The 25,176-nt window shown below is 70.8% G+C and carries 26 protein-coding genes; 9 read left to right on the top strand and 17 right to left on the bottom strand.

Features of this window, described 5'->3' with window-relative positions; all coding sequences use genetic code 11:
- Positions 1-24: 24 nt before the first annotated feature.
- From ACWGH4_RS09410 to ACWGH4_RS09400, 3 genes are all read right to left on the bottom strand, one after another.
- Positions 25-243, bottom strand: a complete 219-nt coding sequence (locus ACWGH4_RS09410; protein ID WP_453457822.1) for a DUF6243 family protein — start codon at positions 241-243, stop codon at positions 25-27.
- A 177-nt stretch (positions 244-420) separates the two neighbouring features.
- Complete coding sequence (locus tag ACWGH4_RS09405) at positions 421-633, bottom strand: hypothetical protein (protein ID WP_453457820.1); 213 nt, start codon at positions 631-633, stop codon at positions 421-423.
- A 110-nt stretch (positions 634-743) separates the two neighbouring features.
- Positions 744-2,126 carry a glycine--tRNA ligase gene (locus ACWGH4_RS09400; RefSeq protein ID WP_441262909.1) on the bottom strand — a complete coding sequence of 461 codons (1,383 nt, stop codon included), beginning with the start codon at positions 2,124-2,126 and terminating at the stop codon, positions 744-746.
- Positions 2,127-2,270: 144 nt separating this feature from the next.
- On the opposite strand from ACWGH4_RS09400, the gene ACWGH4_RS09395 reads away from it, so the two are divergent.
- From ACWGH4_RS09395 to ACWGH4_RS09380, 4 genes are all read left to right on the top strand, one after another.
- A complete protein-coding gene (locus ACWGH4_RS09395) occupies positions 2,271-3,284 on the top strand; it encodes a metal ABC transporter solute-binding protein, Zn/Mn family (RefSeq protein ID WP_441262910.1) in 1,014 nt (337 codons plus the stop codon).
- A 29-nt stretch (positions 3,285-3,313) separates the two neighbouring features.
- On the top strand, positions 3,314-4,078 hold the full coding sequence (locus tag ACWGH4_RS09390) for a metal ABC transporter ATP-binding protein (RefSeq protein ID WP_453457816.1): 765 nt from the start codon (positions 3,314-3,316) through the stop codon (positions 4,076-4,078).
- Positions 4,075-4,983, top strand: coding sequence for an iron chelate uptake ABC transporter family permease subunit (locus tag ACWGH4_RS09385; protein WP_441262912.1), 909 nt, complete (start codon positions 4,075-4,077; stop codon positions 4,981-4,983). Before ACWGH4_RS09390 ends, ACWGH4_RS09385 begins: the two co-directional genes overlap by 4 nt.
- A gap of 82 nt (positions 4,984-5,065) precedes the next feature.
- On the top strand, positions 5,066-5,497 hold the full coding sequence (locus tag ACWGH4_RS09380; RefSeq protein WP_159692197.1) for a Fur family transcriptional regulator: 432 nt from the start codon (positions 5,066-5,068) through the stop codon (positions 5,495-5,497).
- A 64-nt stretch (positions 5,498-5,561) separates the two neighbouring features.
- Here the strand turns inward: ACWGH4_RS09380 and ACWGH4_RS09375 are convergent, their stop codons facing one another.
- From ACWGH4_RS09375 to recO, 4 genes are all read right to left on the bottom strand, one after another.
- Positions 5,562-5,897: a hypothetical protein gene (locus tag ACWGH4_RS09375; RefSeq protein ID WP_453457811.1), complete on the bottom strand. Its 336-nt coding sequence runs from the start codon at positions 5,895-5,897 to the stop codon at positions 5,562-5,564.
- Positions 5,894-6,433 carry a YcxB family protein gene (locus tag ACWGH4_RS09370; RefSeq protein WP_453457808.1) on the bottom strand — a complete coding sequence of 180 codons (540 nt, stop codon included), beginning with the start codon at positions 6,431-6,433 and terminating at the stop codon, positions 5,894-5,896. The genes ACWGH4_RS09375 and ACWGH4_RS09370 overlap by 4 nt, the downstream gene beginning before the upstream one ends.
- 140 nt (positions 6,434-6,573) lie before the next feature.
- Positions 6,574-7,419, bottom strand: a complete 846-nt coding sequence (locus tag ACWGH4_RS09365; RefSeq protein WP_441262915.1) for an isoprenyl transferase — start codon at positions 7,417-7,419, stop codon at positions 6,574-6,576.
- Between the two features lie 14 nt (positions 7,420-7,433).
- Positions 7,434-8,180 (bottom strand): DNA repair protein RecO, encoded by a 747-nt coding sequence (gene recO, locus ACWGH4_RS09360; RefSeq protein WP_159692193.1) that lies wholly within the window; start codon positions 8,178-8,180, stop codon positions 7,434-7,436.
- Between the two features lie 127 nt (positions 8,181-8,307).
- Between recO and ACWGH4_RS09355 the strand changes: the two genes are divergently transcribed.
- Positions 8,308-8,820 (top strand): DinB family protein, encoded by a 513-nt coding sequence (locus tag ACWGH4_RS09355; protein ID WP_453457803.1) that lies wholly within the window; start codon positions 8,308-8,310, stop codon positions 8,818-8,820.
- Between the two features lie 121 nt (positions 8,821-8,941).
- On the opposite strand, the gene ACWGH4_RS09350 is transcribed toward ACWGH4_RS09355, so the two are convergent.
- Positions 8,942-9,157, bottom strand: a complete 216-nt coding sequence (locus ACWGH4_RS09350) for a hypothetical protein (RefSeq protein ID WP_159692189.1) — start codon at positions 9,155-9,157, stop codon at positions 8,942-8,944.
- 785 nt (positions 9,158-9,942) lie between these two features.
- Here ACWGH4_RS09350 and ACWGH4_RS09345 point away from each other — a divergent pair.
- Entirely contained in the window at positions 9,943-11,310 is a 1,368-nt protein-coding gene (locus tag ACWGH4_RS09345; protein ID WP_453457799.1) for an FAD-dependent oxidoreductase, read from the top strand.
- A gap of 116 nt (positions 11,311-11,426) precedes the next feature.
- Here the strand turns inward: ACWGH4_RS09345 and ACWGH4_RS09340 are convergent, their stop codons facing one another.
- From ACWGH4_RS09340 to leuA, 6 genes are all read right to left on the bottom strand, one after another.
- A complete protein-coding gene (locus ACWGH4_RS09340) occupies positions 11,427-12,254 on the bottom strand; it encodes a S1 family peptidase (RefSeq protein WP_453457796.1) in 828 nt (275 codons plus the stop codon).
- Between the two features lie 183 nt (positions 12,255-12,437).
- Positions 12,438-13,121 (bottom strand): response regulator transcription factor, encoded by a 684-nt coding sequence (locus tag ACWGH4_RS09335; protein ID WP_453457793.1) that lies wholly within the window; start codon positions 13,119-13,121, stop codon positions 12,438-12,440.
- Positions 13,118-14,323 (bottom strand): sensor histidine kinase, encoded by a 1,206-nt coding sequence (locus tag ACWGH4_RS09330; protein WP_453457790.1) that lies wholly within the window; start codon positions 14,321-14,323, stop codon positions 13,118-13,120. The genes ACWGH4_RS09335 and ACWGH4_RS09330 overlap by 4 nt, the downstream gene beginning before the upstream one ends.
- Before the next feature lie 104 nt (positions 14,324-14,427).
- On the bottom strand, positions 14,428-16,572 hold the full coding sequence (locus ACWGH4_RS09325; protein WP_453457787.1) for an MMPL family transporter: 2,145 nt from the start codon (positions 16,570-16,572) through the stop codon (positions 14,428-14,430).
- 229 nt (positions 16,573-16,801) lie between these two features.
- Entirely contained in the window at positions 16,802-17,479 is a 678-nt protein-coding gene (locus ACWGH4_RS09320) for a TerB family tellurite resistance protein (protein WP_441263167.1), read from the bottom strand.
- 220 nt (positions 17,480-17,699) lie between these two features.
- Positions 17,700-19,466 carry a 2-isopropylmalate synthase gene (gene leuA, locus ACWGH4_RS09315; protein ID WP_441262923.1) on the bottom strand — a complete coding sequence of 589 codons (1,767 nt, stop codon included), beginning with the start codon at positions 19,464-19,466 and terminating at the stop codon, positions 17,700-17,702.
- Between the two features lie 293 nt (positions 19,467-19,759).
- Here leuA and ACWGH4_RS09310 point away from each other — a divergent pair, with 293 nt between their 5' ends.
- Positions 19,760-20,815 carry a M4 family metallopeptidase gene (locus ACWGH4_RS09310; RefSeq protein ID WP_453457784.1) on the top strand — a complete coding sequence of 352 codons (1,056 nt, stop codon included), beginning with the start codon at positions 19,760-19,762 and terminating at the stop codon, positions 20,813-20,815.
- Positions 20,816-20,884: 69 nt separating this feature from the next.
- Positions 20,885-21,151 (top strand): protealysin inhibitor emfourin, encoded by a 267-nt coding sequence (locus ACWGH4_RS09305; protein WP_005317886.1) that lies wholly within the window; start codon positions 20,885-20,887, stop codon positions 21,149-21,151.
- Positions 21,152-21,191: 40 nt separating this feature from the next.
- On the opposite strand, the gene era is transcribed toward ACWGH4_RS09305, so the two are convergent.
- The 3 genes from era to ACWGH4_RS09290 form a co-directional block, all read right to left on the bottom strand.
- A complete protein-coding gene (gene era / locus ACWGH4_RS09300) occupies positions 21,192-22,133 on the bottom strand; it encodes a GTPase Era (protein WP_441262925.1) in 942 nt (313 codons plus the stop codon).
- A gap of 116 nt (positions 22,134-22,249) precedes the next feature.
- Positions 22,250-22,603, bottom strand: a complete 354-nt coding sequence (locus tag ACWGH4_RS09295; RefSeq protein ID WP_441262926.1) for a cytidine deaminase — start codon at positions 22,601-22,603, stop codon at positions 22,250-22,252.
- A 59-nt stretch (positions 22,604-22,662) separates the two neighbouring features.
- Positions 22,663-23,556, bottom strand: coding sequence for a helix-turn-helix transcriptional regulator (locus ACWGH4_RS09290; RefSeq protein WP_453457780.1), 894 nt, complete (start codon positions 23,554-23,556; stop codon positions 22,663-22,665).
- Between the two features lie 90 nt (positions 23,557-23,646).
- Between ACWGH4_RS09290 and ACWGH4_RS09285 the strand changes: the two genes are divergently transcribed.
- A complete protein-coding gene (locus ACWGH4_RS09285; RefSeq protein WP_453457777.1) occupies positions 23,647-25,050 on the top strand; it encodes an MFS transporter in 1,404 nt (467 codons plus the stop codon).
- Positions 25,051-25,176 lie beyond the last annotated feature (126 nt).

The raw sequence follows: 25,176 nt of genomic DNA, 5'->3' as shown, positions 1-25,176 counted from the left end.
GTGCGGTCCGGGCCCCTCCGTCGGTCAGGCCTGCTCCCCCTGCGGGGCCGCGTCCGTCTGCGGCTCGCCGTCCGCCTGTGCGGCCTGGGCGCGCTCACGCATCTTGCGCACCAGCTCCTGCTTGTGGTCCTCGGCGGCCTTGCGGTCGGCGTTGCGGGCGGGGCCGCCCGCCTGCTGGTCGGCGCGGGACAGCTTCTTGCGCTGTCCGCCTACGCCGAGAAGGTTGTTGCGGCTCTTGGCCATGGGGTTCTCCCATTCATGGTGAGAAGTGACTCGGGAAACGTCGGACGGAGGCGGTACGACCGCCGCCCTCTCACTCGTAGATCTGGAAGAACGAAGACATGCCGATGACGGTACCCTGCCGCGCGGGGCGAGGTCATCCGGTTTTCGGGCACATCACACGAAAAAGCGCCGCCCGTCTCAGCCGCCGGTCGCGGACGGGTCGACGGTCGCCTGATGGGCCTCCGCGAGATGCTCCTCGGCCTTGAGCCACGGCAGGAACTGCGCGTTCTTGCGCCAGTCGCAGGTGCCACAGATCAACTGCCGCTGGATGCCCGCCTTTTCGACCCGTACGACGTGTACGCGTCCGTGCTGGTCCCATCTCTGGACCTTGCTGGTGGTCATGGACGGCATGTGGTGCGCCTCCTGTGCCTGGCCCGCTTCCGGGTACGCGTGGGGGCCCAGTGTGCACGAAGCCCCCGGTTCCGTTACCCGGAACCGGGGGCTTCGAACGCGTCGGGCGGTCAGCAGCCCAGCAGTCGGCTGCCCAGGTAGCCCTGGATCTGGTCGAGGGAGACACGCTCCTGCTTCATCGTGTCGCGCTCGCGCACGGTCACCGCGTTGTCGTCGAGGGTGTCGAAGTCGACGGTGACGCAGAACGGGGTGCCGATCTCGTCCTGGCGGCGGTAGCGGCGGCCGATGGCGCCGGCGTCGTCGAACTCGATGTTCCAGTTCTGCCGCAGGTCCGCCGCGAGGCCCTTGGCCTTCGGGGAGAGCTGCGCGTTGCGGGACAGCGGCAGCACGGCGACCTTGACCGGTGCGAGGCGGTGGTCGAGGCGCATCACGGTGCGCTTCTCCATGACGCCCTTGGCGTTGGGGGCCTCGTCCTCGTTGTAGGCGTCGAGGAGGAACGCGAGCATGGCGCGGCCGACACCCGCGGCGGGCTCGATGACATACGGGGTCCAGCGCTCCTGCGCGTCCTGGTCGAAGTAGAGCAGGTCGTTGCCGGACGCCTTGGAGTGCGCCTTCAGGTCGTAGTCGGTGCGGTTGGCGACACCCTCGAGCTCGCCCCACTCGCTGCCGCCGAACTGGAAGCGGTACTCGATGTCGGCGGTGCGCTTGGAGTAGTGGGAGAGCTTCTCCTGCGGGTGCTCGAACCAGCGCATGTTCTCCTCACGCAGGCCCAGGTCGCGGTACCAGTTCCAGCGCTGCTCCATCCAGTACTCGTGCCACGTCTCGTCCTCGCCCGGCTTGACGAAGAACTCCATCTCCATCTGCTCGAACTCGCGGGTGCGGAAGATGAAGTTGCCCGGAGTGATCTCGTTCCGGAAGGACTTGCCCATCTGCGCGATGCCGAACGGCGGCTTCTTGCGCGAGGTCTGCAGCACCTGGCCGAAGTTGGTGAAGATGCCCTGGGCGGTCTCGGGACGCAGGTACGCGATGGAGCCGCTGTCCTGGGTCGGGCCGAGGTGCGTGGAGAGCAGGCCGGAGAACTGCTTCGGCTCGGTGAAGGTGCCCTTGTTGCCGCAGTTGGGGCAGTTGAGGTCGGCGAGGCCGTTCTCGGGGAGGCGGCCGTGCTTCTCCTCGTACGCCTCCTCCAGGTGGTCCGCGCGGTAACGCTTGTGGCAGGAGGTGCACTCGGTGAGCGGGTCGGTGAAGGTGGCGACGTGACCGGAGGCCTCCCAGACCTCGGTGGCCAGGATCACCGACGAGTCGATGCCGACGACGTCCTCGCGCGAGGTGACCATGTAGCGCCACCACTGGCGCTTGATGTTCTCCTTGAGCTCGACACCCAGCGGTCCGTAGTCCCAGGCGGCCTTCTGACCGCCGTAGATCTCGCTGCAGGGGTAGACAAAGCCACGGCGCTTGCTCAGGTTGACGATCGTATCGATCTTGTCGGCGGCCACGGTGCTCTCTTCATTACGACGACGACGAACGGAGAATGACTCAGGTTACCGGCGGCCGCACCCCCCGGATCAAATCGGTGCGGTGACGGAGGCAACCCCAGGGTTTATTGACAATCGTTTCCGATTTTGTTGAAAATGAGTGTCATGAACGTACGACGCCTCATACCCACCGCCGCCACCGCCGGAGCAGTCACGCTCGGCCTCCTGGCCCTGTCCGCCTGCTCCACGTCCGACGCGGCGGGCGTCGACGGCGACGGGCGGCTGAAGGTGTCCGCGTCGTTCTATCCCATGCAGTATCTCGCCGAGCAGATCGGTGGCGCCAACGTCTCCGTCACCCCGCTCACCAAGCCGGGTGTGGAGCCGCACGACCTCGAGCTCAAGCCCCGCCAGACCGCCGAGCTGAACGACTCGGGTCTGATCCTCTACCTCAAGGGCGTCCAGCCCGCCGTCGACAAGGCCATCGAGCAGTCCGGCGTGAAGTACAAGGTGGACGCCGCGACGCTCACGCAGCTCGAGCACTTCGACACCGCCGGCGGCCATGACCACGGTCACGAGGAAGGCCACGAGGGCGAGACCGAGGCGGAGCACGAGGAGCACGCCGCAGAGGGCGGCCACGAGGAGCACCAGGACGAGGCCGGCGGCGATCCGCACATCTGGCTCGACCCGGTGAAGTACGCCGAGGTCGCCAAGGGTGTCGGCGCCCAGATGGAGAAGGCCGACCCCGACCACGCAGCGGACTACCGGAAGAACACGGACGCGCTGGTCGCGAAGCTCACCGCCCTGCACACCGACTTCGAGCAGGGTCTGAAGAACTCGTCCACCAAGACGTTCATCACCACCCACTCCGCCTTCGGGTACCTCGCCGAGCGCTACGGCCTGGAGCAGGAGGGCATCGCGGGCGTCGACCCGGAGTCCGAGCCCAGCCCGGCCCGGATCAAGGAGCTCCAGGGCATCGCGAAGAAGGACAAGGTCACCACCGTCTTCTTCGAGACGCTCGCCAGCGACAGGACGGCCAAGACCCTCGCCTCCGACACCGGACTCAGGACGGACGTCCTCGATCCGCTCGAGGGAATCACCGACAGGTCCAAGGGCGATGACTACATCGAGGTCATGCGCTCCAACCTCGCCGCGCTGCAGAAGGCCCTCGGCGCGAAGTGACGCGATCCCACCAGGAGAGGCGGCCCCCCATGAGCAGCGAGCCGGTCATTTCCGTCCACGGAGCCCGGGTGACGCTCGGCTCCAGGCCCGTGCTGCGCGGCATCGATCTCACGGTGCGCTCCGGTGAGGTCGTCGCCCTGCTCGGCGCCAACGGCTCCGGGAAGTCGACCGCCGTGCGTTCCGTGATCGGTCAGGTGCCGCTCACCGACGGCCGGATAGACCTGTTCGGCACCGAGCTGCGCCGCTTCCGGCAGTGGTCTCGGGTGGGCTACGTGCCGCAGCGCACCACCGCCGCGAGCGGGGTGCCCGCCACCGTTCGCGAGGTCGTCGCCTCCGGCCGGCTGTCGCGCGCCCGCTTCGGCCTGCCCTCGCGCGCCGACAAGGCGGCCGTGCAGCACGCCATCGAGCTCGTCGGACTGGCCGACCGGGCCAAGGACTCCGTGAGCGCGCTGTCCGGCGGCCAGCACCAGCGGGTGCTGATCGCGCGGGCGCTCTCGGCCGAGCCCGAGCTGCTGATCATGGACGAGCCGATGGCGGGCGTGGACCTGGCCAGCCAGGAAGTGCTGGCGGCCACGCTCCGCGAGCAGGTCGCCGCCGGTACGACGGTGCTGCTGGTGCTGCACGAGCTCGGTCCGCTGGAGCCGCTGATCGACCGCGCCGTGGTGCTGCGCGACGGCTGCGTCGTCCACGACGGGCCGCCGCCGGAGGCCGTCGGGCAGCACGCCCTGCCCGGCCACGACCACGTACATCCGCACGCGGCCGACGAGCCGCTCCGCACTGGACTGCTGACATGATCCTGGAAATGCTGCAATCCCCGTTCATGCAGCGGGCGCTGCTCGCGGCGCTGCTGGTGGGCATCACCGCCCCGGCCGTCGGCATCTATCTGGTGCAGCGCCGGCAGGCCCTGATGGGCGACGGAATCGGCCATGTCGCGATGACCGGTGTCGGCCTGGGCTTCCTGATGTCGGCCAACCCCATCTGGATGGCGACGCTGGTCTCCGTCCTCGGTGCCGTCCTGATGGAGCTCATCCGCATCTACGGCCGCACCCGGGGCGACATCGCGCTGGCGATGCTCTTCTACGGCGGCATGGCGGGCGGTGTCCTGCTGATCGAACTGTCCGACAGCGGCTCCACGGCCAATCTGACCTCGTACCTCTTCGGCTCGCTCTCCACGGTCTCCGACTCGGACGTCATGGCGATCCTGCTGCTCGCGGCCTTCGTGGTGCTGGTGTCACTGGGACTGCGCCGGCAGTTGTTCGCGGTCAGCCAGGACGAGGAGTTCGCCCGCGTCACCGGTCTTCCGGTGCGGGCACTGAACCTGCTGATCGCCGTGACCGCGGCGGTCACCGTCAGCGTCGCCATGCGCGTGGTCGGCCTGCTGCTGGTCAGCGCGCTGATGGTGGTGCCGGTGGCGGCCGCCCAGCAGATCTCGCGGTCCTTCAGGACGACGTACGCGCTGGCGGTCGCCATCGGTGTGGTGGTCGCCCTGGCCGGAACCACCACCTCCTACTTCCACGAGGTGCCCCCCGGCGCGACGATTGTGATGCTCGCCATCGCCGTGTTCGTGGTGCTGACCGCCCTGGCCGCGCCCCTGGCGCGGCGGCGGGCGAAGGCACTGGAGAACGGCGGAGCGAACGAGGAGGCCTGCACGGCCCCGATGCCGGCCGGCCGGCGTCCGGGCGACGACGTCAAGGTCTGAGCACGGAACGGGCCCGCACCAGCTTGACCGCGGGCCTGGCAGAATGGCCCGACATGTGTGCGGGCGAAGCGAGGAGGCACCTGTGACCACGGCGCCAACCGGCGGGAACACCGCCCCGGTGCGAGGCCGGTCGACCCGGCAGCGGGCCGCGGTGGCGGCGGCGCTCGACGAGGTCGACGAGTTCCGCAGCGCGCAGGAGCTGCACGACATGCTCAAGCACCGCGGCGACTCGGTGGGCCTGACGACGGTCTACCGCACGCTGCAGTCGCTCGCCGACGCCGGCGAGGTCGATGTGCTGCGTACCAGTGAGGGCGAGTCGGTCTACCGGCGCTGCTCGACCGACGACCACCATCACCACCTGGTGTGCCGTATGTGCGGCAAGGCCGTGGAGGTCGAGGGTCCGGCGGTGGAGCAGTGGGCGGAGGCGATCGCCGCCCAGCACGGCTTTGTGAACGTGGCGCACACGGTGGAGATCTTCGGCACCTGCGCGGAATGCGCGGCGAAGGCCGTCTGAGCCCTGTCACGGTGGCCCGCACGCCCGGTTCGTCCGGGGGTGCGGGCCACCGTCGTGCGTCGGGTCAGAGGTCGAAGCAGTCGTAGGACCCGTCGTCGTTGCGGCCGACGGTGTTGTGGTCCCAGCAGTGGAGGGCCGGCGTGATCGTGTGGAGCCGCCACAGGAGCGCCGCGGCCAGGCACACGGTGGCCACGAGAGCGAGCACGGAGCGGCGTCCCGCGAGGCCGAGGCCCCCCAGGGCCGCTCCGGCCGCGAGCACGGCGAAGAAGAGGGCGACGCCCGCGTCGTTGGGACGCAGCCCCGCGAAGGTCTCCATCTCGACCGTGACGCCGAAGCTGAACCAGGCCAGGAGCGCGGCGAGCGCGAAGAGCGCGGCGCTGCCGCAGCCGCGCACGGTCATGCCTTCTCCAGGTGCCTTTCGAGCAGTGCCCTCAGCCGCTCCGTGCCGGCCGGTTCGGTCGCGCCCCGCTTGGGCAGCACCATGACTCCGACGCCGTGCTTGTCGCCGGTGAGGAGGACGAACACGTCGTCGGTCTCCGCGTAACGCGAGTACACCGCCCAGTTGGTGGTGGCGTCGGCGTCTCGGGTGGTCAGCCGGATGCCGCTGTCGTCGACGACGGCCCGGAACTCGCCCTGCCGGGCCGCCATCCGGTGCAGCTGGCGTCCCTGCATCCACGGCAGCAGGTACAGGCAGGCGAACGCGAGAACGCCCGCGCCCAGCATGAGCCAAAGCCGCCAGGTCATCGCGTTCACCAGCACGAGGAACCCGAAGCAGACGACGCACAGCACGCCGGCGAAGAGCAGCAGACGCCGGACGCGGCGGCCGGCGGGCGTGGCTCGCGTCCGGGCCCGCAGGGCGGAGACCATGTCACGGACGACCGGCTCGTAGACCAGTTCCACCGTCTGTCCCGCGTACGGTCGCTCCACCTCGGCCATGGCCCCTCCCCGGTCCGGCGACGAGCTGTGATCGTAGCGGCCGGGCCGGACACGGCAGCGCGGGGCCGGGTGCGTACGCCCAGCCCGTAGCGGCCGGCGTACGAAGGCCCCGGCCGCACCGCGCCGTAGAGCCCCTCGGATCAGGAAGCCGGGCTGTCGGGGCGTCCCCGCATCGCCTCGAGCTCCTCGTTCGGGATCGCGCCACCGAAGCGGCGGTCGCGCTGCGCGTACTCGAGGCAGGCGCGCCACAGATCACGGCGGTCGAAGTCCGGCCACAGCACGTCCTGGAACACCATCTCGGCGTAACTCGACTGCCAGATCAGGTAGTTCGAGATGCGCTGCTCGCCGCTGGGGCGCAGGAACAGATCGACGTCCGGCATGTCCGGGTAGTACAGGTACTTCGCGAACGTCTTCTCGTTGACCTTGCCCGGGTCGAGCCTGCCCGCCGCGACGTCGCGCGCGATGGCCTGCGCCGCGTCGGCCACCTCGGCCCGGCCGCCGTAGTTGACGCAGAAGTACAGCGTCATCGCGTCGTTGCCGACGGTCTGCTCCTGGGCGACCTGGAGCTCCTGGACGACGGACTTCCACATCTTCGGCATCCGGCCGACCCAGCGGATGCGGATGCCGAGCTCGTCCATCTCGTCGCGGCGGCGGCGGATGACGTCCCGGTTGAAATTCATGAGGAAGCGCACCTCGTCGGGCGAACGCTTCCAGTTCTCCGTGGAGAAGGCGTACAGGGAGAGGTTCTTGACGCCCATCTCCAGGCAACCCTTGAGCACATCGAGCACGACGCCCTCGCCGACCTTGTGCCCCTCGGTGCGGGGCAGGCCGCGCTCCTTGGCCCAGCGGCCGTTGCCGTCCATGACGCACGCCACATGGTTCGGCACCAGCTCCGCCGGGATCTTGGGCGGGCGGGCGCCGGACGGGTGCGGCTCGGGGACCTTGTACTCGCGGCGGGACCGGCCCAGGATTCCGCGTCGTGCCATGCGGCTCACATCTCCTATTTCTCTACGTACCTCAGGGAGCGCAGGCCGCGCTCCAGGTGCCAGTGCAGATAGGCGGACACCAGTCCGCTGCCCTCCCTGACATGGCGCGCCTCGCACGCCTCCGCGGCCGGCCAGTCGCCGGTCAGCAGCGCGCTGAGCAGCCCGATGGCCTCCGCAGAGGGTACGACGCTGCCGGGCACCCGGCAGTCGCCGCATATGACGCCGCCCGCCGCGACGGAGAAGAACCGGTTGGGGCCCGGCAGCCCGCAGCGCGCGCAGTCGTCGAAGCTGGGCGCGTAGCCATTGACGGCGAGTGACCGCAGCAGGAACGCGTCGAGCACCAGGTGCGGCGCGTGCTCGCCCCGGGAGAGGCTGCGCAGTCCGCCGACCAGCAGCAGATACTGCTGGACCGCCGGCTCGCCCTCGTGGTCGGTGAAGCGTTCGGCGGTCTCCAGCATGGCGGTGCCGGCGGTGTACCGGGCGTAGTCGGTGACGATGCCGCCGCCGTAGGGGGCGATGGTCTCCGACTGGGTGCACAGCGGCAGCCCGCGCCCCACCAGCTCGCTGCCGCGGGCGAAGAACTGCACGTCGACGTGGGAGAACGGCTCGAGCCTCGCTCCGAACTTGGACTTGGTACGCCGCACCCCGCGGGCGACCGCGCGTACCCGGCCGTGACCGCGCGTGAGCAGGGTGATGATGCGGTCGGCCTCACCCAGCTTCTGGGTGCGCAGGACGACACCGTCATCACGGAACAGGCTCATGCCCCCATTCTCCCGTACCGGCGGCGGGGCCCGGTCACTGGTTCACCGATCCGGAACGTGCTTCCCGCGCCGTGGCGGCCGAAATGCCGGTGCGGCGGGCCGCGCCGCCGCGCTAGCGTCCACGGCCATGGCGACTTCCCGTACCCGGCCCCCTTTCAGCGCGGACGAGCGGACGCAGCTGACCGGCTGGTTCCAGATGCAGCGCGCGATCATCCACTACAAGTGCGAGGGCCTCTCGGAGGAGGACGCCCACCGGGCGGTCCTCCCGGCCTCTCCGCTCATGACTGTGGCAGGCATCGTCTCCCATCTGCGGTGGACCGAGCAGACCTGGTTCGAGGTCCTGTTCCTCGGCCGTCCGGCCGATGGTCCCCAGTTCTCGGAGGACCCCGAGGACGCCGACATGCGGGTCGAGGGCGTCCCTCTCGCGCGGTTGCTGGACGAGTACACCCAGCAGTGCGCGATCTCCGACGAGATCATCGCGGCCCACGACTTCGACGAGACAGGCCGGCATCCGGACTTCCGCTCCGCCGCGGCGTCGCTCCGCTGGATGCTGATCCACATGGTGGAGGAGACAGCACGGCACGCCGGTCATCTCGACACGATCCGCGAGCTGCTGGACGGCGAGAAGGGCTACTACTGATCCCCGGCCGCCGCCTCCGTGACGGCCGGCGACCGCCCCTCCCCAGGTCACCTCGCCGCGGCCGCCCGTTCTCGGGTCACCTCGCCGCGGCGCTCTCGGGTCCCGCCGGGCGGCGGCCCTCTCAGGTCACCTCGCCGCGGCTGCGGGCGTTCACGTACGCCGTCGTCGCGCTGATCCGTTCGGCGGCCGTCGCGGGGCGCACATGGTCCGGTGAACACTCCCACTCGCGGCCGCCGCCGACCGGTCTGAGGCTCAGCCACGGGCCCGCCTCGCCCATGAACCGGCCCACGCGGCCGGTCCTGGTGTCGACGAGGTACGTACCGATGGGCACGGTCATGGCGTATGGCCCCCGTCCCTGGGCAGCGCGGCGCCGACCGGTCGGAGCGTGCCGCTGCGGTCCGCGAGCGGCCGGGGAACGTCCCGGACGTCGGGAACGTGCGCCGTACGCCATGAGGTGCGTGATGAGGGGAGTGTGGTCCCGGACCGTTTCAGAGCCACGCGCAATGTGTTCACGGCATCCTCCGCCTCTGCCCCGCACGCCACATGGTGACGCCGGCCCTTTTCGTCTCGAGTCGCTGCCCGACATGATTTCCCTTCCATGGTGGGCTTCACGAATCGCATTACGAAGGTGACGCTCCGCGAGTACTCTGATCAAGAGTGTGTCCGCTACAACTGGGCAGCTCGGCACGGGTGTTGACCCATGGCCAAAGCCCCACGGCAAGCGCACACAGGAATTCACCGGCCCGTAACCGGAAGTGCGGCGGAAAGCGGGGGAAACGCACCCCGGAGGAGTCGGGCGGGCGCATGTTCGCATTCGGCGGATACACCGGCCCATTCGAACAGGCGGCGCGCCGGCCCCCGTTGGATCCGGTGCGACGGAACGACGCGATACCGCCGATCGCAGGGTAATCCTCCCGCCGTGACGGAAGGCGGGCGACGCACGAGCGCGGACGGCAGTCCGCCGGCGCCACCCACCACCGGCCCACCCCGGCATCAAGGCGGCCTTTGAGTGGCCATAAGCCCGCCTTATGAGGTCATAGGCCAGGGCCGAGTACTGACTTAGGCTTGCCTTTGTTTAGGGTTACCGACGAGCCAGTTGTCGCCGCTCGAAGGGAACCTGTCATGCCCCGCCCCCTGCGGGTAGCCATCGTCGGAGCCGGCCCCGCCGGGATCTACGCCGCCGATGCGCTGCTGAAGTCCGAGGTGGCTGCCGCCGACCCCGGCGTGTCCATCGACCTCTTCGAGCGTATGCCCGCGCCTTTCGGCCTGATCCGTTACGGCGTCGCCCCCGACCACCCGCGGATCAAGGGCATCATCACGGCCCTGCACCAGGTGCTCGACAAGCCGCAGATCCGCCTCTTCGGCAACGTCGACTACGGCAACGACCTGAGCCTCGACGACCTCCGCACCTACTACGACGCGGTGATCTTCTCCACCGGCGCGACCGCCGACCGGGCGCTCGACATACCCGGGATCGAGCTGGAGGGCTCCTACGGCGCCGCCGACTTCGTGTCCTGGTACGACGGGCACCCGGACTGGCCGCGCACCTGGTCGCTGGAGGCCGAGAAGGTCGCCGTGCTCGGTGTCGGCAACGTCGCGCTCGACGTGGCGCGCATCCTGGCGAAGACGGCGGACGAGCTGCTGCCGACCGAGATCCCGCCGAACGTCTACGACGGCCTCAAGGCCAACAAGGCGCTCGAGGTCCATGTCTTCGGACGTCGCGGCCCGGCGCAGGCCAAGTTCAGCCCGATGGAGCTCCGCGAGCTGGACCACTCCCCCAACATCGAGGTCATCGTCGACCCCGAGGACATCGACTACGACGCCGGCTCGATCGAGACCCGCCGCGGCAACAAGCAGGCCGACATGGTCGCGAAGACCCTGGAGAACTGGGCGATCCGCGACACCGGCGACCGGCCGCACAAGCTGTTCCTGCACTTCTTCGAGTCGCCTGCCGAGATCCTCGGCGAGGACGGCAAGGTCGTGGGCCTGCGCACCGAGCGCACCGCGCTCGACGGCACGGGGAACGTGAAGGGCACGGGCGAGTTCAAGGACTGGGACGTCACGGCGGTCTACCGGGCCGTGGGCTACCTCTCCGACGAGCTGCCGAAGCTCCCCTGGGACGTGGCGTCGGGCACGGTCCCGGACGAGGGCGGCCGGGTGATCGAGGAGTCCGGCGAGCACCTGGACTCGACGTACGTCACGGGCTGGATCCGGCGCGGCCCGGTCGGCCTCATCGGCCACACCAAGGGCGACGCGAACGAGACGGTCGCCAGCCTGCTGGACGACTACGCGAACGGCCGCCTCCAGACCCCGGCGTCGCCGGAGCCGGAGGCCGTCGAGGCGTTCCTCGCCTCCCGCGACGTCCGCTGGACGACGTGGGAGGGCTGGTACAGGCTCGACGCCGCGGAGAAGGCGCTGGGCGAGCCGCAGGGACGCGAGCGCGTGAAGATCGTCGAGCGTGAGGACATGCTCAGGGCGAGCGGCGCGTAACACGGCACGACACGTCAGGGCCCGGTGGCATCACGCCGCCGGGCCCTCGCGCGTTCCCGGACGCTCCGGCCCGCCTCCTGGCCGGCCGCTCCGGTTCGGCTCGGCGCCGGGCGGCGCTACGGCTTCGGCACCGTGCAGCCGGGGCGGTTCAGGTCGACGCGGCTGCCGGGGCCTATGCAGGCGGCCAGGGTGTAGGTCTGCTGTGCGTAGTTGATGCCTTCCCGGACGGTGACGCCGCCGTTCTCGTCGACCTCGCAGGGATTGTTGTCCGTGCAGCGGCCGCCGCTCTCGTTGCCGGTGTTGTTGACGGCGACGACCTTGCCGGTGGCGGTGTCGACGACGGGCGAGCCGGAGGTGCCGCCGATGGTGTCGCAGCTCGAGGTGTAGCGGACCGAGTCCTTCCAGGTCCACGAGCCTTCCTTGAGAAGGTAGGCGAATCCGTCGACGGCGCAGCTGTAGATCCGCTTCCAGTACCCGGAGACGACCTTGATGTCCGTGCCCTGCGCCGGACGCGCAGCGCTCAGCTCCAGCGCCTTGATGCCGTAGCGGGACTCGATCTGGCCGTAGGTGCTGGTGAGCTGATACAGCGAGACGTCGGTGTCGGTCATCGTCCCGTAGGCGATCTTGCTCGCCCGCAGGGTGGCGACGCGCGTCCCGGCGGAGTTGAGCAGGCCGAAGCTGCGGGAGGACGCGCGGTCGACCACGACCTGGCCGGGGGCGGGGAAGCCGGTCTCCAGGCAGTGGCCGTTGGACATGACGAGCGCGGGGTCGTTCGGCTGCGCGGCGGCCGTACGGACCACGGAACCGGAGCAGTTGCTGAGCGCGACCGTTCCGGCGAAGTCCACCGCCTTGGCGGAGACGTCCGCTTCGGCGGCGACGGCGGGTGCCGCGCCCGCTCCGAGGAGAGCGAACGCGAGCAGCGCGCCGGCGAGAGGCTTGTTCATGTGGGGGTCCCCTCAATGCGACGGGTGATGCCGGAGCGAACTCCGACTTGTCATGCGCATTGTTGGGGGACGGCCCTGGACCGACAAGGCACTGATTCCGGCCACGCATCGCGATGTCGCAGGACCAGGGCCGGGTGCGTACCTGCTACCGGCGGCATCGCGCCCTGAACCAGCGGCGTCCGCTCATCCCTCGCCCGGGGTCACCAGCCCCGACTCGTAGGCCACGATCACCAGTTGGGCCCGGTCACGCGCGCACAGTTTGCTCATGATGCGGCTGACATGGGTCTTGGCCGTCAGCGGGCTCAGGCCCAGCGCCTCGGCGATCTCCGTGTTGTTCAGGCCCCGGGCCACCAGCGTCAGGACCTGGCGCTCGCGGTCCGTGAGTACGTCCGGGCCGCCCGCGCCGTTCGGCGCGGGGACCTTCGGGGCGCTCAGGACACGGGCGATCAGGCGGGACGTCGGCCCCGGGGAGAGCAGCGAGTCGCCGGCCGCGACCGTCCGGATCGCCGCCAGCAGATCCGCCGGCCTGGTGTCCTTCACCAGGAAGCCCGACGCGCCCGCGCGCAGCGCCTCCATGATGTGCTCGTCGGTGTCGTACGTGGTCAGGACGAGCACCTTGACGCCCGCGAGATCGTCGTCCGCCGCGATCAGCCGGGTGGCCTCGATGCCGTCGAGTTCGGGCATGCGGATGTCCATGACCACGAGGTCGGCCCGTTCGCTGCGGGCCAGTTCGACCGCCTCCGCGCCCGTGCCTGCCTGGGCGACGACCTCCATGTCGCGGGCCGACTCGACGAGCATCGCGAAGGCCGCTCGCACCAGTGTCTGGTCGTCGGCGAGCAGGACGCGGATCGGGTTCGTCGGGCTCATGCGGTGGCCTCCGTGGGCTGAAGGGGCAGGATCGCGGCGACCTCGAAACCGGCTGCTTCGCCGCGCGGGCCGGCCGCCAGCGTGCCGCCGACGCTGCGGGCCCGCTCCCGCATCCCCAGGATGCCGAAGCCGGCGCCGGACACCGCAGGCTCCGCGGTCCCGTCGTCGGTGACGTGGACCCGCAGGGCGTCCTCGTCCCGGACCACTGTCACCGCGATACGTACCCCCGGTCCGCCGTGCCGCACCGCGTTCGTCAGCGACTCCTGCACGATCCGGTACGCGGCCGCCTCCACGGCGGGCGGCATCGCCGACTCCCCGGTACGCAAGGTGAGTTCGGCGCCCGCCGTCCGCACCAGGTCCGGGAGCGCCGCCAGGTCCGGCAGCGGGCCGTCACAGTCGGGGCCGTCGGTGCGCAGGACCTCCAGCGTGGTGCGCAGTTCACCGCGCGCGGTCCGGCATGTCTCTGCGATGTCGTCGAGCGCCTTGGCGATCGCGGCCCGGTCCAGCCGGTCCGGGTCGACGCTGAGGACGTGGGAGGCGACGGACGTCTGCACGCCGATGAGGGTGATGGAGTGCGCGAGCAGGTCGTGCAGATCGCGGGCGATCCGCAGCCGCTCCTCCGCGACCCGGCGAGCGGCCTCCTCCTCGCGGGTGCGCTCCGCCCGTTCGGCGCGGCCCACGACGGAGGCGATGTAGTGGCGGTAGGTGCGTACGTCGACGCCCAGGACGAGCACGGCGAGGATCCAGCCCGAGGTGCGCAGGGCCTCCAGACCCTCGTGCGTGCCGACGTTGAACATCACGGACAGGCTGACGCCGAGGACCAGACAGCCGACGAAGAAGGTGTACAGCGGCCGCCCGGTGACGGCCACGGTGTAGAGGGCGATCAGGGAGGCGGGTACCGGCGCGGCATGGGTGTTGTCCAGCGCGTGGTACGGCCCGACGCACAGCAGTACGGCGGCCAGCACGAGGCCGGGATGCGACCGCCGCCACACGAGCGGCACGACACTCCCCACGAGGAGCGCCCAGCCCAGGGCGTCCGGCCTGCGGCCGTCGTCGACGAGGAGCGCGAGCGCGAGGGACAGGACGCCGATGGCCGCGGCGATGAAGGCGTCGTTGCGGGTGCGTTCGGGGACGGTGAGGGGGTCGCGGCTGACGGCGTTCAGCACACGCTCGCCGAGGCGGGGGCGGGGTGGGTGCGGCACGGGTCCATCCTGGTCCAGGAGTTGCGCTTTCCCCACCCCGCGCCGTGACCAGGGTCGGGGCCCCGGTCACGGAAGGGGTGGAGTGGGGAACATGCCCCGCGGGGCTACCGGTTGTCGCCCGCCGGCTGCGGCTCGCGCGCCGCCCGCTTCGCCTGCTCAGGCGCCGGCTCGACCGCCGGCTCCGGCCGGCTCAGCGGTCCCGGCCACCACACGCGCCGTCCCAGCAGCAGGCTCGCCGAGGTCACCAGATACGTGCGGACGAGGAAGGTGTCCAGCAGGACGCCGACCGCCACCAGGAAGCCCATCTCGAAGAGCGGCACCAGCGGGAGGTTCATCAGGACGGTGAACGTCGCCGCGAGCACGATTCCCGCGGAGGCGATCACCCCGCCGGTCGTGCGGAGGGCGGTGAGTGCCGCCGTCTCGGGCTCGGCGCCCGACAGGGACTCCTCACGCATCCGGTGCATCAGGAATATGCCGTAGTCGACCCCGAGGGCGACGAGGAAGACGAACGACAGCAGCGGCATGCTCGGGTCGAGCCCGTCGAACCCGAAGACCGGCTCGAAGAGCAGTCCGCCGAGGCCCATCACGGCCCCCCATACGGCGACGACGGCCGCGGTGAGGATCAAGGGCGCGACGAGGCTGCGGAGCAGGACCACGAGGATCAGCAGGACCGCGCCGAGGACGAGCGGGATGACGACCTTCTGGTCACGGGCGTTGGTGTCGGCCAGGTCCAGCTGCTGGGCGCTGGGCCCGCCGACGTGGCTGCCGTCGAGCCCCGCCCTCAGGGCCTCGATGGTGGCGGTCTCGCCCGCGCTCTCGGGTGCGTCCTTGGCGAAGACGGTGATCTCCGTCCAGCCACCTCCGGAACGGCCGGCCTCCGCCGCGGCGACGCCTTCGGTGCTGCGGGCCTGTGCCAACGCCTGATCCGCCCTGTCGGTGGGGGCCACGATGCTGATCGGCTGGCTGCTCCGGTCCGGGTACGCCTCCTCGAGGACCTTCATCGCGGACACGGACTCCGGCTGCTCGGTGAAGGTGTCCTCCTGTGCGAGGTTGCCCGGCAGGTTGAACACGCCGAGCGCCAGCGCTCCGAGCAGCAGCGCCCCGGACACGAGGACCGTGCCCGGCCGGCGGCCGGCGGAGCTGCCCATCGCGGCGAACAGCGAACGGCGTTGCTTCGGCTCCGAACCGTAGGCGGGCACCAGCGGCCAGAACACCCGGCGGCCGAGGAGCACGAGGACCGCGGGCAGCAGGGTGAGCATCGCGGCGAGGGAGCACACGACACCGACCGCGCCGACCGGACCGAGTCCGCTGGCGCTGTTGAGGTCGGCGGCGAGCAGGCACAGCAGCCCGGCGGCGACCGTGCCGGAGGAGGCGAGAACGGCGGGACCGCAGCCGCGCAGAGCGGCGACCATCGCGTCGTACGGCTGCTCGACGCGGCGCAGTTCCTCCCGGTAGCGGGCGACGAGCAGCAGCGCGTAGTCGGTGCCCGCGCCGAAGACGAGGACGGTCATGATGGCGGCGCTCTGGCTGGTGACGGTGAGGTCGAAGCCCTGGATGAGCCCGTAGACGACGGCCTGGGACGCGACGGCCGCGAAGCCGACGACGGTCAGCGGCACGAGCCACAGGAACGGGCTGCGGTAGGTGAGGATGAGCAGCACGGCGACGACGAGCACGGTCGCGGCCATGAGCGTGCCGTCGATGGTCTCGAAGACCTTCTCCATGTCGGTCGCCAAGGCGCCGGGACCGCCGAGTTCGGCGCCGAGCCCGTCGACCGGATCGGCGCCGAGCCGCTCCCGCACATCGTCGACGAGCGCGATGCGGGCGTCGTTGTCGGTGCCGGGTGCGGTGGTCGACAGCGGGTACATCAGGGTCGTGCCGTCCTTCGACGGGATGCCCTGCGGCGCGCCGCCGTCGAACTCGTGGGCGCCGGTGATCCCCTCCACCTGCTGCCGCGCGTGGTCGCGGTCCGCGGCGGTGAGCCCGCCGTCGCGGTGGTAGACGACGACCAGCTCGGTGGACTCCCCGCCGGGCAGCGCCTGTTCGATCTTGGCGACCTGGGTGGAGTCGGCGCTCGCGGGGAGGTAGTCGACGATGTTGTCGCGCTGCGCGTCGCCGAGCTTCCCCGCGAAGGGGACGGCGAGGGCGACGACTGCGATCCACAGGACGAGGACCGCCCAGGGCAGGGCCTTGCGGCGGGCGGTCGGCCTTGTGGGCGGTGGTGCGGTCGCGGTCGGTGCGGCGGGCCCCATGGGTGTCTCCCCTTCGTCACGGGCGTCCGGTGGCTGGATGCACCACCAGACTCCCGCCGGGCAGGGGCGGTTTCGTCGCACGCGCGGGCGAGATGGGCGCTACTGCCCAGGGTGGCCCGTGGGGTGCCGTACTCCCCGGGGAGTACGGCACCGGGAGCAGGGCGGGAGCACGAACCCGGGGCATACGGCCCGGGAGCCGCGGCCGCACGGCACGGGCGCGCTCGGCAGGTCAGAACGGGGTGTGCGCCGCCGTCTCCAGGAGCTGCTCGGTGTCGTCGTCGCAGAACTGGAGCGCCGCGCCGACCGTGGTGAGGACCTCGCGCTCGGCGGGGGTGTAGGGGCCGTCCGCGAGGGCGATGCGGGCGCCCTGGAGCAGGATCGACTCCCGTCCGGCGGGGGCGAGGTGGGGCGCGAGCGGCTCGAGCGCCTCGTGGAGCTCGATGGCGAGCGCCGCGCCGTACGGTCCGGCGTCGGCGACGTAACGGCCGGTGTCGGCGGCGAGGGCCTCGATCAGCGAGGTGAGCTGGTCCTCCGTGCAGTCGTCGAGTCCCGCCGCGCGCACCGCCTGAACGGCGGTCTCGCGGACGGTGCGGGAGGAAGTGCCGCCGGAGGCGAGGACGGCGAGGGCGACGGTGTGGACCGCGTCCCTGAGCATCGCGGAGAAGCGCCCGGTGGTGGGGTGGTCGAGGACGTCCATGCCGAAGTGGCTGTGGCAGGCGGCGCATTCGACGACGGGGCCGGCGAGGCCGCGGGGCAGCAGGGGCACTCCGAGGACGGTGAAGCGGCGGCGGCCGGTGCGGCGGCGGTAGTTGCGGTCGCCTCCGCATTCGGGGCAGAAGAACTCGCCGTCCCCCACGGTGGTCCAGGACGTGTGAATGCCGCAAACCCGCAGTTTTCGGACGAGCATTCTCCGGGCTGGCAGCACGTCGCACCTCCATGAAGCTGCGGCAGCGCTGCCGCGTTGACGTGATGTTAGCCACATGGATGATGTCGCGTCAGCACCCGGGAGGGAGCGTGAATCGACATGGCTGATTCCGCTCCCTGGCACAACTGCGTGCACAGTGACGCAAATCGCCGGGCCCGCCCCTGATCAGGGCAGGCCCGGCGACCGGGACGCTTGGGCCGGCTTACCGGCGGGCTGCGCGGTTGACGGCCGAGACGACCGCCTTCAGGGAGGCGCGGGTGGTGTTGGCGTCGATGCCGATGCCCCACAGCACCTGACCGTCGATGGCGCACTCGATGTAGGAGGCGGCCTGCGCGGACGCGCCCTCGCTCATCGTGTGCTCCTGGTAGTCCAGCAGGCGCACGTCGACGCCGATGCCGTTCAGCGCGGCGAAGAACGCCGAGATCGGACCGTTGCCGGTGCCGCTCAGCACCGTCTCCGTGCCGTCCACGACCGCCTCGACGGTCAGGGTGTCCACGCCGTCCTTGTCGGTGGTGGTCTGGCCGGAGCGGATCTGGATGCGCCCCCACGGATTGTCGGGGTTCGGCAGGTACTCGTCCTGGAAGACGGACCAGATCGCGGCCGGTGTGACCTCGCCGCCCTCGGTGTCCGTCTTCGCCTGGATGATCTTCGAGAACTCGATCTGCATCCGGCGCGGCAGGTCCAGCTTGTGGTCGTTCTTCAGCACGTAGGCGATACCGCCCTTGCCGGACTGCGAGTTGACCCGGATCACGGCCTCGTACGAGCGTCCGACGTCCTTCGGGTCGATCGGCAGGTACGGGACGGCCCACTCGATGTCGTCGACGCTCTTGCCGGCGGCGGCCGCGTCGGCCTCCATCGCGTCGAAGCCCTTCTTGATGGCGTCCTGGTGGGAGCCGGAGAAGGCGGTGTAGACCAGGTCGCCCGCGTACGGGTGGCGCGGGTGGATCTCCATCTGATTGCAGTACTCGCTGGTGCGGCGGATCTCGTCGATCTGCGAGAAGTCGATCTGCGGGTCGACGCCCTGCGAGAACAGGTTCATGCCCAGGGTGACCAGGTCGACGTTGCCGGTCCGCTCGCCCTGGCCGAACAGGCAGCCCTCGATACGGTCCGCGCCCGCCATGATCGCCAGCTCGGCGGCGGCGACGGCGGTGCCGCGGTCGTTGTGCGGGTGGACCGACAGGCAGACGTACTCGCGGCGGGTCAGGTTGCGCGACATCCACTCGAAGCGGTCGGCGTGAGTGGAGGGGGTCGAACGCTCCACGGTGGCGGGCAGGTTGAGGATGATCTCGCGGCCGGGGCCGGGCTGCCACACGTCGCACACCGCTTCGCAGACCTCCAGGGCGAAGTCCAGCTCGGTGTCGGTGAAGATCTCGGGGCTGTACTGGTAGCCGAAGGCGGTCTCGTCTCCCAGCAGCTTCTCCGCGTACTCCATCACCAGACGGGTGCCGTCGACGGCGATCTGCTTGATGTCGTCCTTGGAGCCGCGGAAGACGACGCGGCGGAAGGTGGGCGCGGTCGCGTTGTACAGGTGCACCGTGGCCCGCTTGGCGCCGACCAGGGACTCGACGGTCCGCTCGATCAGGTCCTCACGCGCCTGCGTCAGCACCGAGATGGTGACGTCGTCGGGGATGGCGCCGTCCTCGATGATGGAGCGCACGAAGTTGAAGTCGGTCTCGCCGGAGGACGGGAAGCCGACCTCGATCTCCTTGTAGCCCATGCGTACCAGCAGGTCGAACATCTCACGCTTGCGGGCCGGGCTCATGGGGTCGATCAGCGCCTGGTTGCCGTCGCGCAGATCGGTGGACAGCCAGCGCGGCGCCTTGGTGATCCGCTGCTCGGGCCAGGTGCGGTCGGGGATGTCGACGGACTCGTACCCGCGGTACTTGTGGATCGGCATCCCGGACGGCTGCTGCGTGTGCGTCGTGCTGGTGATCGGGGTAGGACGGCCGATCCACTGCGACTGTGACATGGCGTAGGGCTCCTCGGGTCCTGCAGGAAGGGGGCCGACTGAGTCGAAGCAGCACCAGACTCCGCGGGGAGGGGGTCGGCCTACGACTACAGGCCCTCGCCGCGGCAGCTAAGGAGAAGCAGCCCGAAACGCATGATGCACAGCAGACTAGCCGAGCCTCGGCGGGAGCGTGGGACCCGTTCCAGTATGCGGGACGACCGATCAGTAACGGTCAAATATGACCTATCACTCCATTTCGCTAACCGGTCTCACTTTCCGTGACAGGCCACATACGCAGTGCCACATTGCCGCTCATGGACATTCGCACCCCGGTCTTCTGCGGCATCGTGCCGCCGCACATCCTCGACAAGCTCGCCCGGACCGACGACCCCGCCGTGTCCGGCCCGGCCCGGCGCACCCTCCAGGCCGACGCTGCGCAGCGCACCGGCCGCCGGCTGACCACGGTGCTGGGCGCCGCGCCGCGCGCGGTCGCAGCCCCTTCCGACGGGCCGCGCAGGACCGTCTACGACGCCCGGGGCGGCACCGACCTGCCCGGCATCCGAGCCCGCGGCGAGGGTGAGGAGGCCGTCAAGGACGCCACCGTCAACCGGGCGTACGCGGGCCTCGGCGCCACCTTCGAACTGCTCACCGCCTACGGACGCAGCTCCATCGACGGCGCCGGACTGCCGCTGGACGCGTCCGTCCACTACGACGAGAAGTACGGGAACGCCTTCTGGAACGGCGAACAGATGGTCTTCGGCGACGGTGACGGCGAGATCTTCCTCGACTTCACCGTCGCGGTCGACGTCATCGCCCACGAACTGGCGCACGGCCTGACCCAGTACACGGCCAACCTCAGCTACTTCGGCCAGCCCGGCGCCCTCAACGAGTCGGTGTCCGACGTGCTGGGATCCCTGGTCAAGCAGCGCACGCTCGGACAGAGCGCGGAGGAGGCCGACTGGCTGATCGGCGCAGGCCTGCTCGCGCCCCGCGTCGAGGGCGTCGCGCTGCGGTCGATGAAGGCGCCGGGGACCGCGTACGACGACGACGTGCTGGGCAAGGACCCGCAGCCGGCGACCATGGAGGGCTACGTCCGCACCGGTCGCGACAACGGCGGCGTCCACATCAACTCCGGCATCCCCAACCACGCCTTCTACCTGCTGGCCAACCGCCTCGGCGGGCGCGCCTGGGAGCGGGCCGGACAGATCTGGTTCGACGTGCTGACCGGCGGCAAGCTGACGGTGGACGCCGACTTCGGCAGCTTCGCCCGCCTGACGGTGGCCGCGGCCGCGGCCCGCTACGGCGAGGGCGAGGAGCACGAGGCCGTGCTCAAGGCCTGGTCACAGGTCGGCGTGAAGACGTCGGACTGACGGCCCGGATCACCGGAGGCCGGGCGGCCCGACTGTCGCCCGGCCCCGTTCCGTACTACAACGGGAACCATGCGTATCCAGGTAAGGCGTACAGGAGGCTTCGCCGGGATCGAGCGCCTCGCCGAGGTCGACACCTCGGACCGGGCCGATGCCGGCGACGTGCATGCCCTCGCCGCACAGGCGGTGTCCGAGGCCCGCGACACTCCGCCCATCGGCGTCCCCGACGGGTTCAGCTACCAGCTCACGGTCGACGGGCGCACGGTCTACTGCTCCGACCCCCGGCTGACCGACGCCCAGCGGCAGCTGATCTCGCTGGTGCTCAAGGAAGGTTCCTGACGGGGCCGTCCGGCGGATCCTCTCGCCCCCGGCCCCGCGATCAGAAGCCGAGCTTGCGCAGCTGCTTGGGGTCGCGCTGCCAGTCCTTCGCCACCTTCACGTGGAGGTCGAGGAAGACCGGCGTACCGAGCAGCGCCTCGATGTGCTTCCGGGACTTCGTGCCGACCTCCTTCAGGCGCTTGCCCTTCGGGCCGATGATGATGCCCTTCTGGCTGGGGCGCTCGATGTAGACGTTGGCGTGGATGTCCAGCAGCGGGCGGTCCGCCGGACGGTCCTCGCGCGGCAGCATCTCCTCGACGACCACCGCGATCGAGTGCGGCAGTTCGTCCCGTACGCCCTCGAGTGCGGCCTCGCGGATCAGCTCCGCGACCATGACCTGCTCGGGCTCGTCCGTGAGGTCGCCCTCCGGGTAGAGCGGGGGGCTCTCCGGCAGCAGGGGGATCAGCAGGTCCGCCACCAGCTGCACCTGGGTGTCGCCCACCGCGGAGACCGGCACGATCTCGGCCCACTCGATGCCGAGCTCCCTGCCGAGCTTGTCGACGGCGATGAGCTGCTCGGCCAGCGTCTTGGAGTCGACGAGGTCGGTCTTGGTGATGATGGCGACCTTCGGGGTCTTCTTGATCCCCGCCAGCTCCTTGGCGATGAACCGGTCACCGGGGCCGAGCTTCTGGTCGGCGGGCAGACAGAAGCCGATCACGTCGACCTCGGCCCAGGTGGTGCGCACGATGTCGTTCAGCCGCTCACCGAGCAGGGTCCGCGGCTTGTGCAGCCCCGGGGTGTCCACCAGGATCAGCTGCGCCTCGGGACGGTGCACGATGCCGCGCACCGTGTGCCGGGTCGTCTGCGGCCGCGTGGAGGTGATCGCCACCTTCTGGCCGACGAGAGCGTTCGTGAGGGTGGACTTGCCCGCGTTGGGGCGGCCGACGAAGCAGGCGAAGCCGGCCCGATGGGGGGCTTCGGAAGACTGGGTACGAGCGCTCATGGCGCCCATTGTCCCTGATGTCACGGGCCCTCGGTCACGCGCGCCCGCGCCCCGGCCGTCCCGGCCCCGCCCGGTCGGCCGCGAAGGCCGCCTCACGGGGCGCGGGCAGGGGTACTTCAGCCCGCGGTGACCGCGGCCTTCAGCTCGCCGTCCGGGCCCGCCAGCAGCACCGGCGTCGCCGCGCCGCCCAGGTCCCGTACCGCCGCCCGGTCCTCGGCGGAGGCGGCGTCGGCGTCGGAGACGACCGCGGCGGCCTCCAGCGACTTGGCGCCGCTGGCCACGGCCATGGCCACGGCGGTCTGCAGCGCGCTCAGCTTCAGCGAGTCGAGAGCCACCGTTCCGGCGACGTAGGTACGGCCGGTCTCGTCGCGTACGGCCGCGCCCTCGGGCACACCGTTACGGGCCCGGGCGCTGCGCGCCAGCGTGATGATCTTGCGGTCCTCGGGGCCGAGGTCGGAGCTCTGCGTCATGCCCAGAGCATAGATCGACCCCGGAGTCGGCCCGCCGCGGGATGCACGGAGCCCACGCGTCAACCCGCGACGGGATACATCGAGCCGCGACGGCCCTCGGGGCTCGCCAGCCACTGGAGCTTCGCCGCCGTGTCCGTCGCCGCGTCGGGCACCGGAGTGTGCATCACGATCACCAGGTCCGGCCGGGCCGGCACCCTCAACTGCGTCGATTCCACGACCAGTCGGCCCACCAGCGGATGCTCCATCTCCTTGCGGATCTGCCCGCCGGGCGCCACGTCCCGCCGCTCCCACAGCTCGGCGAACTCGGGGCTCGCCGCCTTGGCCTCCGCGACCACCGTGCGGAACCCCTCGTCGTCCGGCCCCTCGGAGCACGCGGCACGGAACTGCGCGACGACCTGCGGCGCGTTCTGTGCCCAACCGGAGCTGCGGGCACGGTAGACGGGGTCCGTGAAGTACGCGATCAGACAGTTCTGCACGATGCCGGGCCGCATCCCGAGGACCGCGGCCGCCGCGTCGTTGTACATCACGGTGTTCCAGTAACCGTCCATGATGTGCGCCGGATACGGCATCCACGCGTCGATCAGCCGCCGCAGCCCGGCACACATGTCGCGGTCACCCGGAGCGGTCTCGGGCGCCGGCGGGTTGAGCCCCGCGAGGACGTACAGATGGCGGCGCTCGGCGCTGCTCAGCCGGAGCACCCTGCCCACCGCGTCCAGGACCTGCGGCGAGACGGTGATGTCACGCCCCTGCTCCAGCCACTGGTACCAGGAGACGCCTACGCCCGCGAGGACGGCGACCTCCTCCCGGCGCAGACCCGGCGTACGGCGGCGGGCGCCGCCGTCCGGCAGGCCCGCCTCCGCCGGCGTGATGCGTGCGCGCCGGCTCATCAAGAACTCCCGCAACTCGCGCAGCCGGTGCGCCTTCGTCGCGTCGTGCCCCGTCGACGTGGCCACGTACTCCCCCTGTCCGTATGCCTGGTGGTGCGGCCAACAGGATAAGTTCCCGCTCCCCACGGCCGGCCGGACCGCCGGAGGGTCCCTTGTATGGCTACCGACACCACACTTCCGTCCCCCGCGGGCACGGCGCCTCCCCGGCTCGACCGGCGGGCACGGCTCGTCCTGTTCGTGCTGTGCGCCGCTCAGTTCATGGTCGCCCTCGACTTCTCCGTGCTGAACGTCGCCCTGCCCGAACTGGGCCGGGACCTCGGGCTCGGCCCGTCCTCGCTCCAGTGGGCGGTCACCGCGTTCGCCCTGCCGTCCGGCGGCTTCCTGCTGCTCTTCGGCCGCATCGCCGACCTCTACGGCCGGCGCAGGCTGTTCCTCACCGGGCTGGCCGTCTTCGGCGTGGCGTCGCTGCTCGCGACGTTCGCCTGGGACCCCGCGTCGTTCCTCGCCGGCCGGGCGCTCCAGGGACTCGGCGCGGCCGTCATCGTGCCCACCGGCATGTCGCTGATCACGACCACGTTCCCCGAAGGGCCGCAGCGCGAACGGGCACTGGGCATCAGCGGCACGCTGCTGTCGCTCGGCTTCACCGTCGGCATGCTCCTCGGCGGGGTCATGACGGACACCCTGGGGTGGCGCTCGACCATGGGCCTGCTGGCCCTGTTCACGCTGGTCGTGCTGCCGCTCGCGCCCCGCGTGCTGACCGAGTCCCGTACGCCGCTGCGGCCGAGGCTCGACGTGCCCGGCGCGGTCACCGTCACCGGTGGTCTCCTCGCCGTCATCTACGCCCTGTCCACGGCGGCCGACCGCGGCTTCGGCGGCGCGGACGTGATCGTCACGCTCGTCGCGGGCGTCGCGCTGCTGACCGCCTTCGCGGTCGTGGAGACCCGCAGCCCGGCCCCGCTGGTTTCGCTGCCGATGCTGCGCCGGCGGACGGTGGCGTTCGGCAACCTCGGCGGCCTCGTCACCTTCTCGATGATGAGCACGGTCGTGTTCGTCCTCACGCTGTACCTCCAGGAGACGCTGGGCCTCCCGGCCTACGTCACCGGCCTGGTCTTCGGTGTGCAGGGTGTCCTGTCCGTGGCGGCAGGCACGCTCGCCCCGAGGATCATCGGACGCTTCGGCGCGCCACGCGTCCTGGTGTTCTCCCTCGCCGGCCAGGGCCTCTTCGTCGCCGCGCTGCTGGGCCTCGGCACCCAGTCGGGCGCGCTGCTCGCGACGGTGGGCGTCTCGCTGGCGAGCATGTGCCACCTGGGGGCGATCATCTCCTACGGCCTGACCGTGACGTCCGGCGTCCCGGACGGCGAGCAGGGCCTGGCGACGGGCCTCGTCACGACGACGCAGCAGGTGGGCATCACGGTGGGCATCCCGCTGCTGGGCGTCCTGGCGACGACTCGGGAGTCGCTGTTCGAGGGCATCCGGGTGGTGCTGGCGATCGACGCGGTGGTTGTCCTCGGCACGGCGGTCGTGGTGGGGGTGGCGTTGCGGGGCGTGCGGCGGGGGTGACACGGCCGCGGGTGGCGCCTGCGGCGGGCTCCTCCCCTCCCCGCCCCTTCCCGAACCGGGCGGCGCCCCCCCCCCGACCCCGCGCCGCGCAATAACCCCCCCCCGCGCTTGTGGGGCGGGGGTGCG

Source organism: Streptomyces sp. NPDC054847, assembly GCF_053610925.1.
Note: the sequence above shows the minus strand (reverse complement) of the source record. Positions and strands in the feature narration are given on the sequence as shown.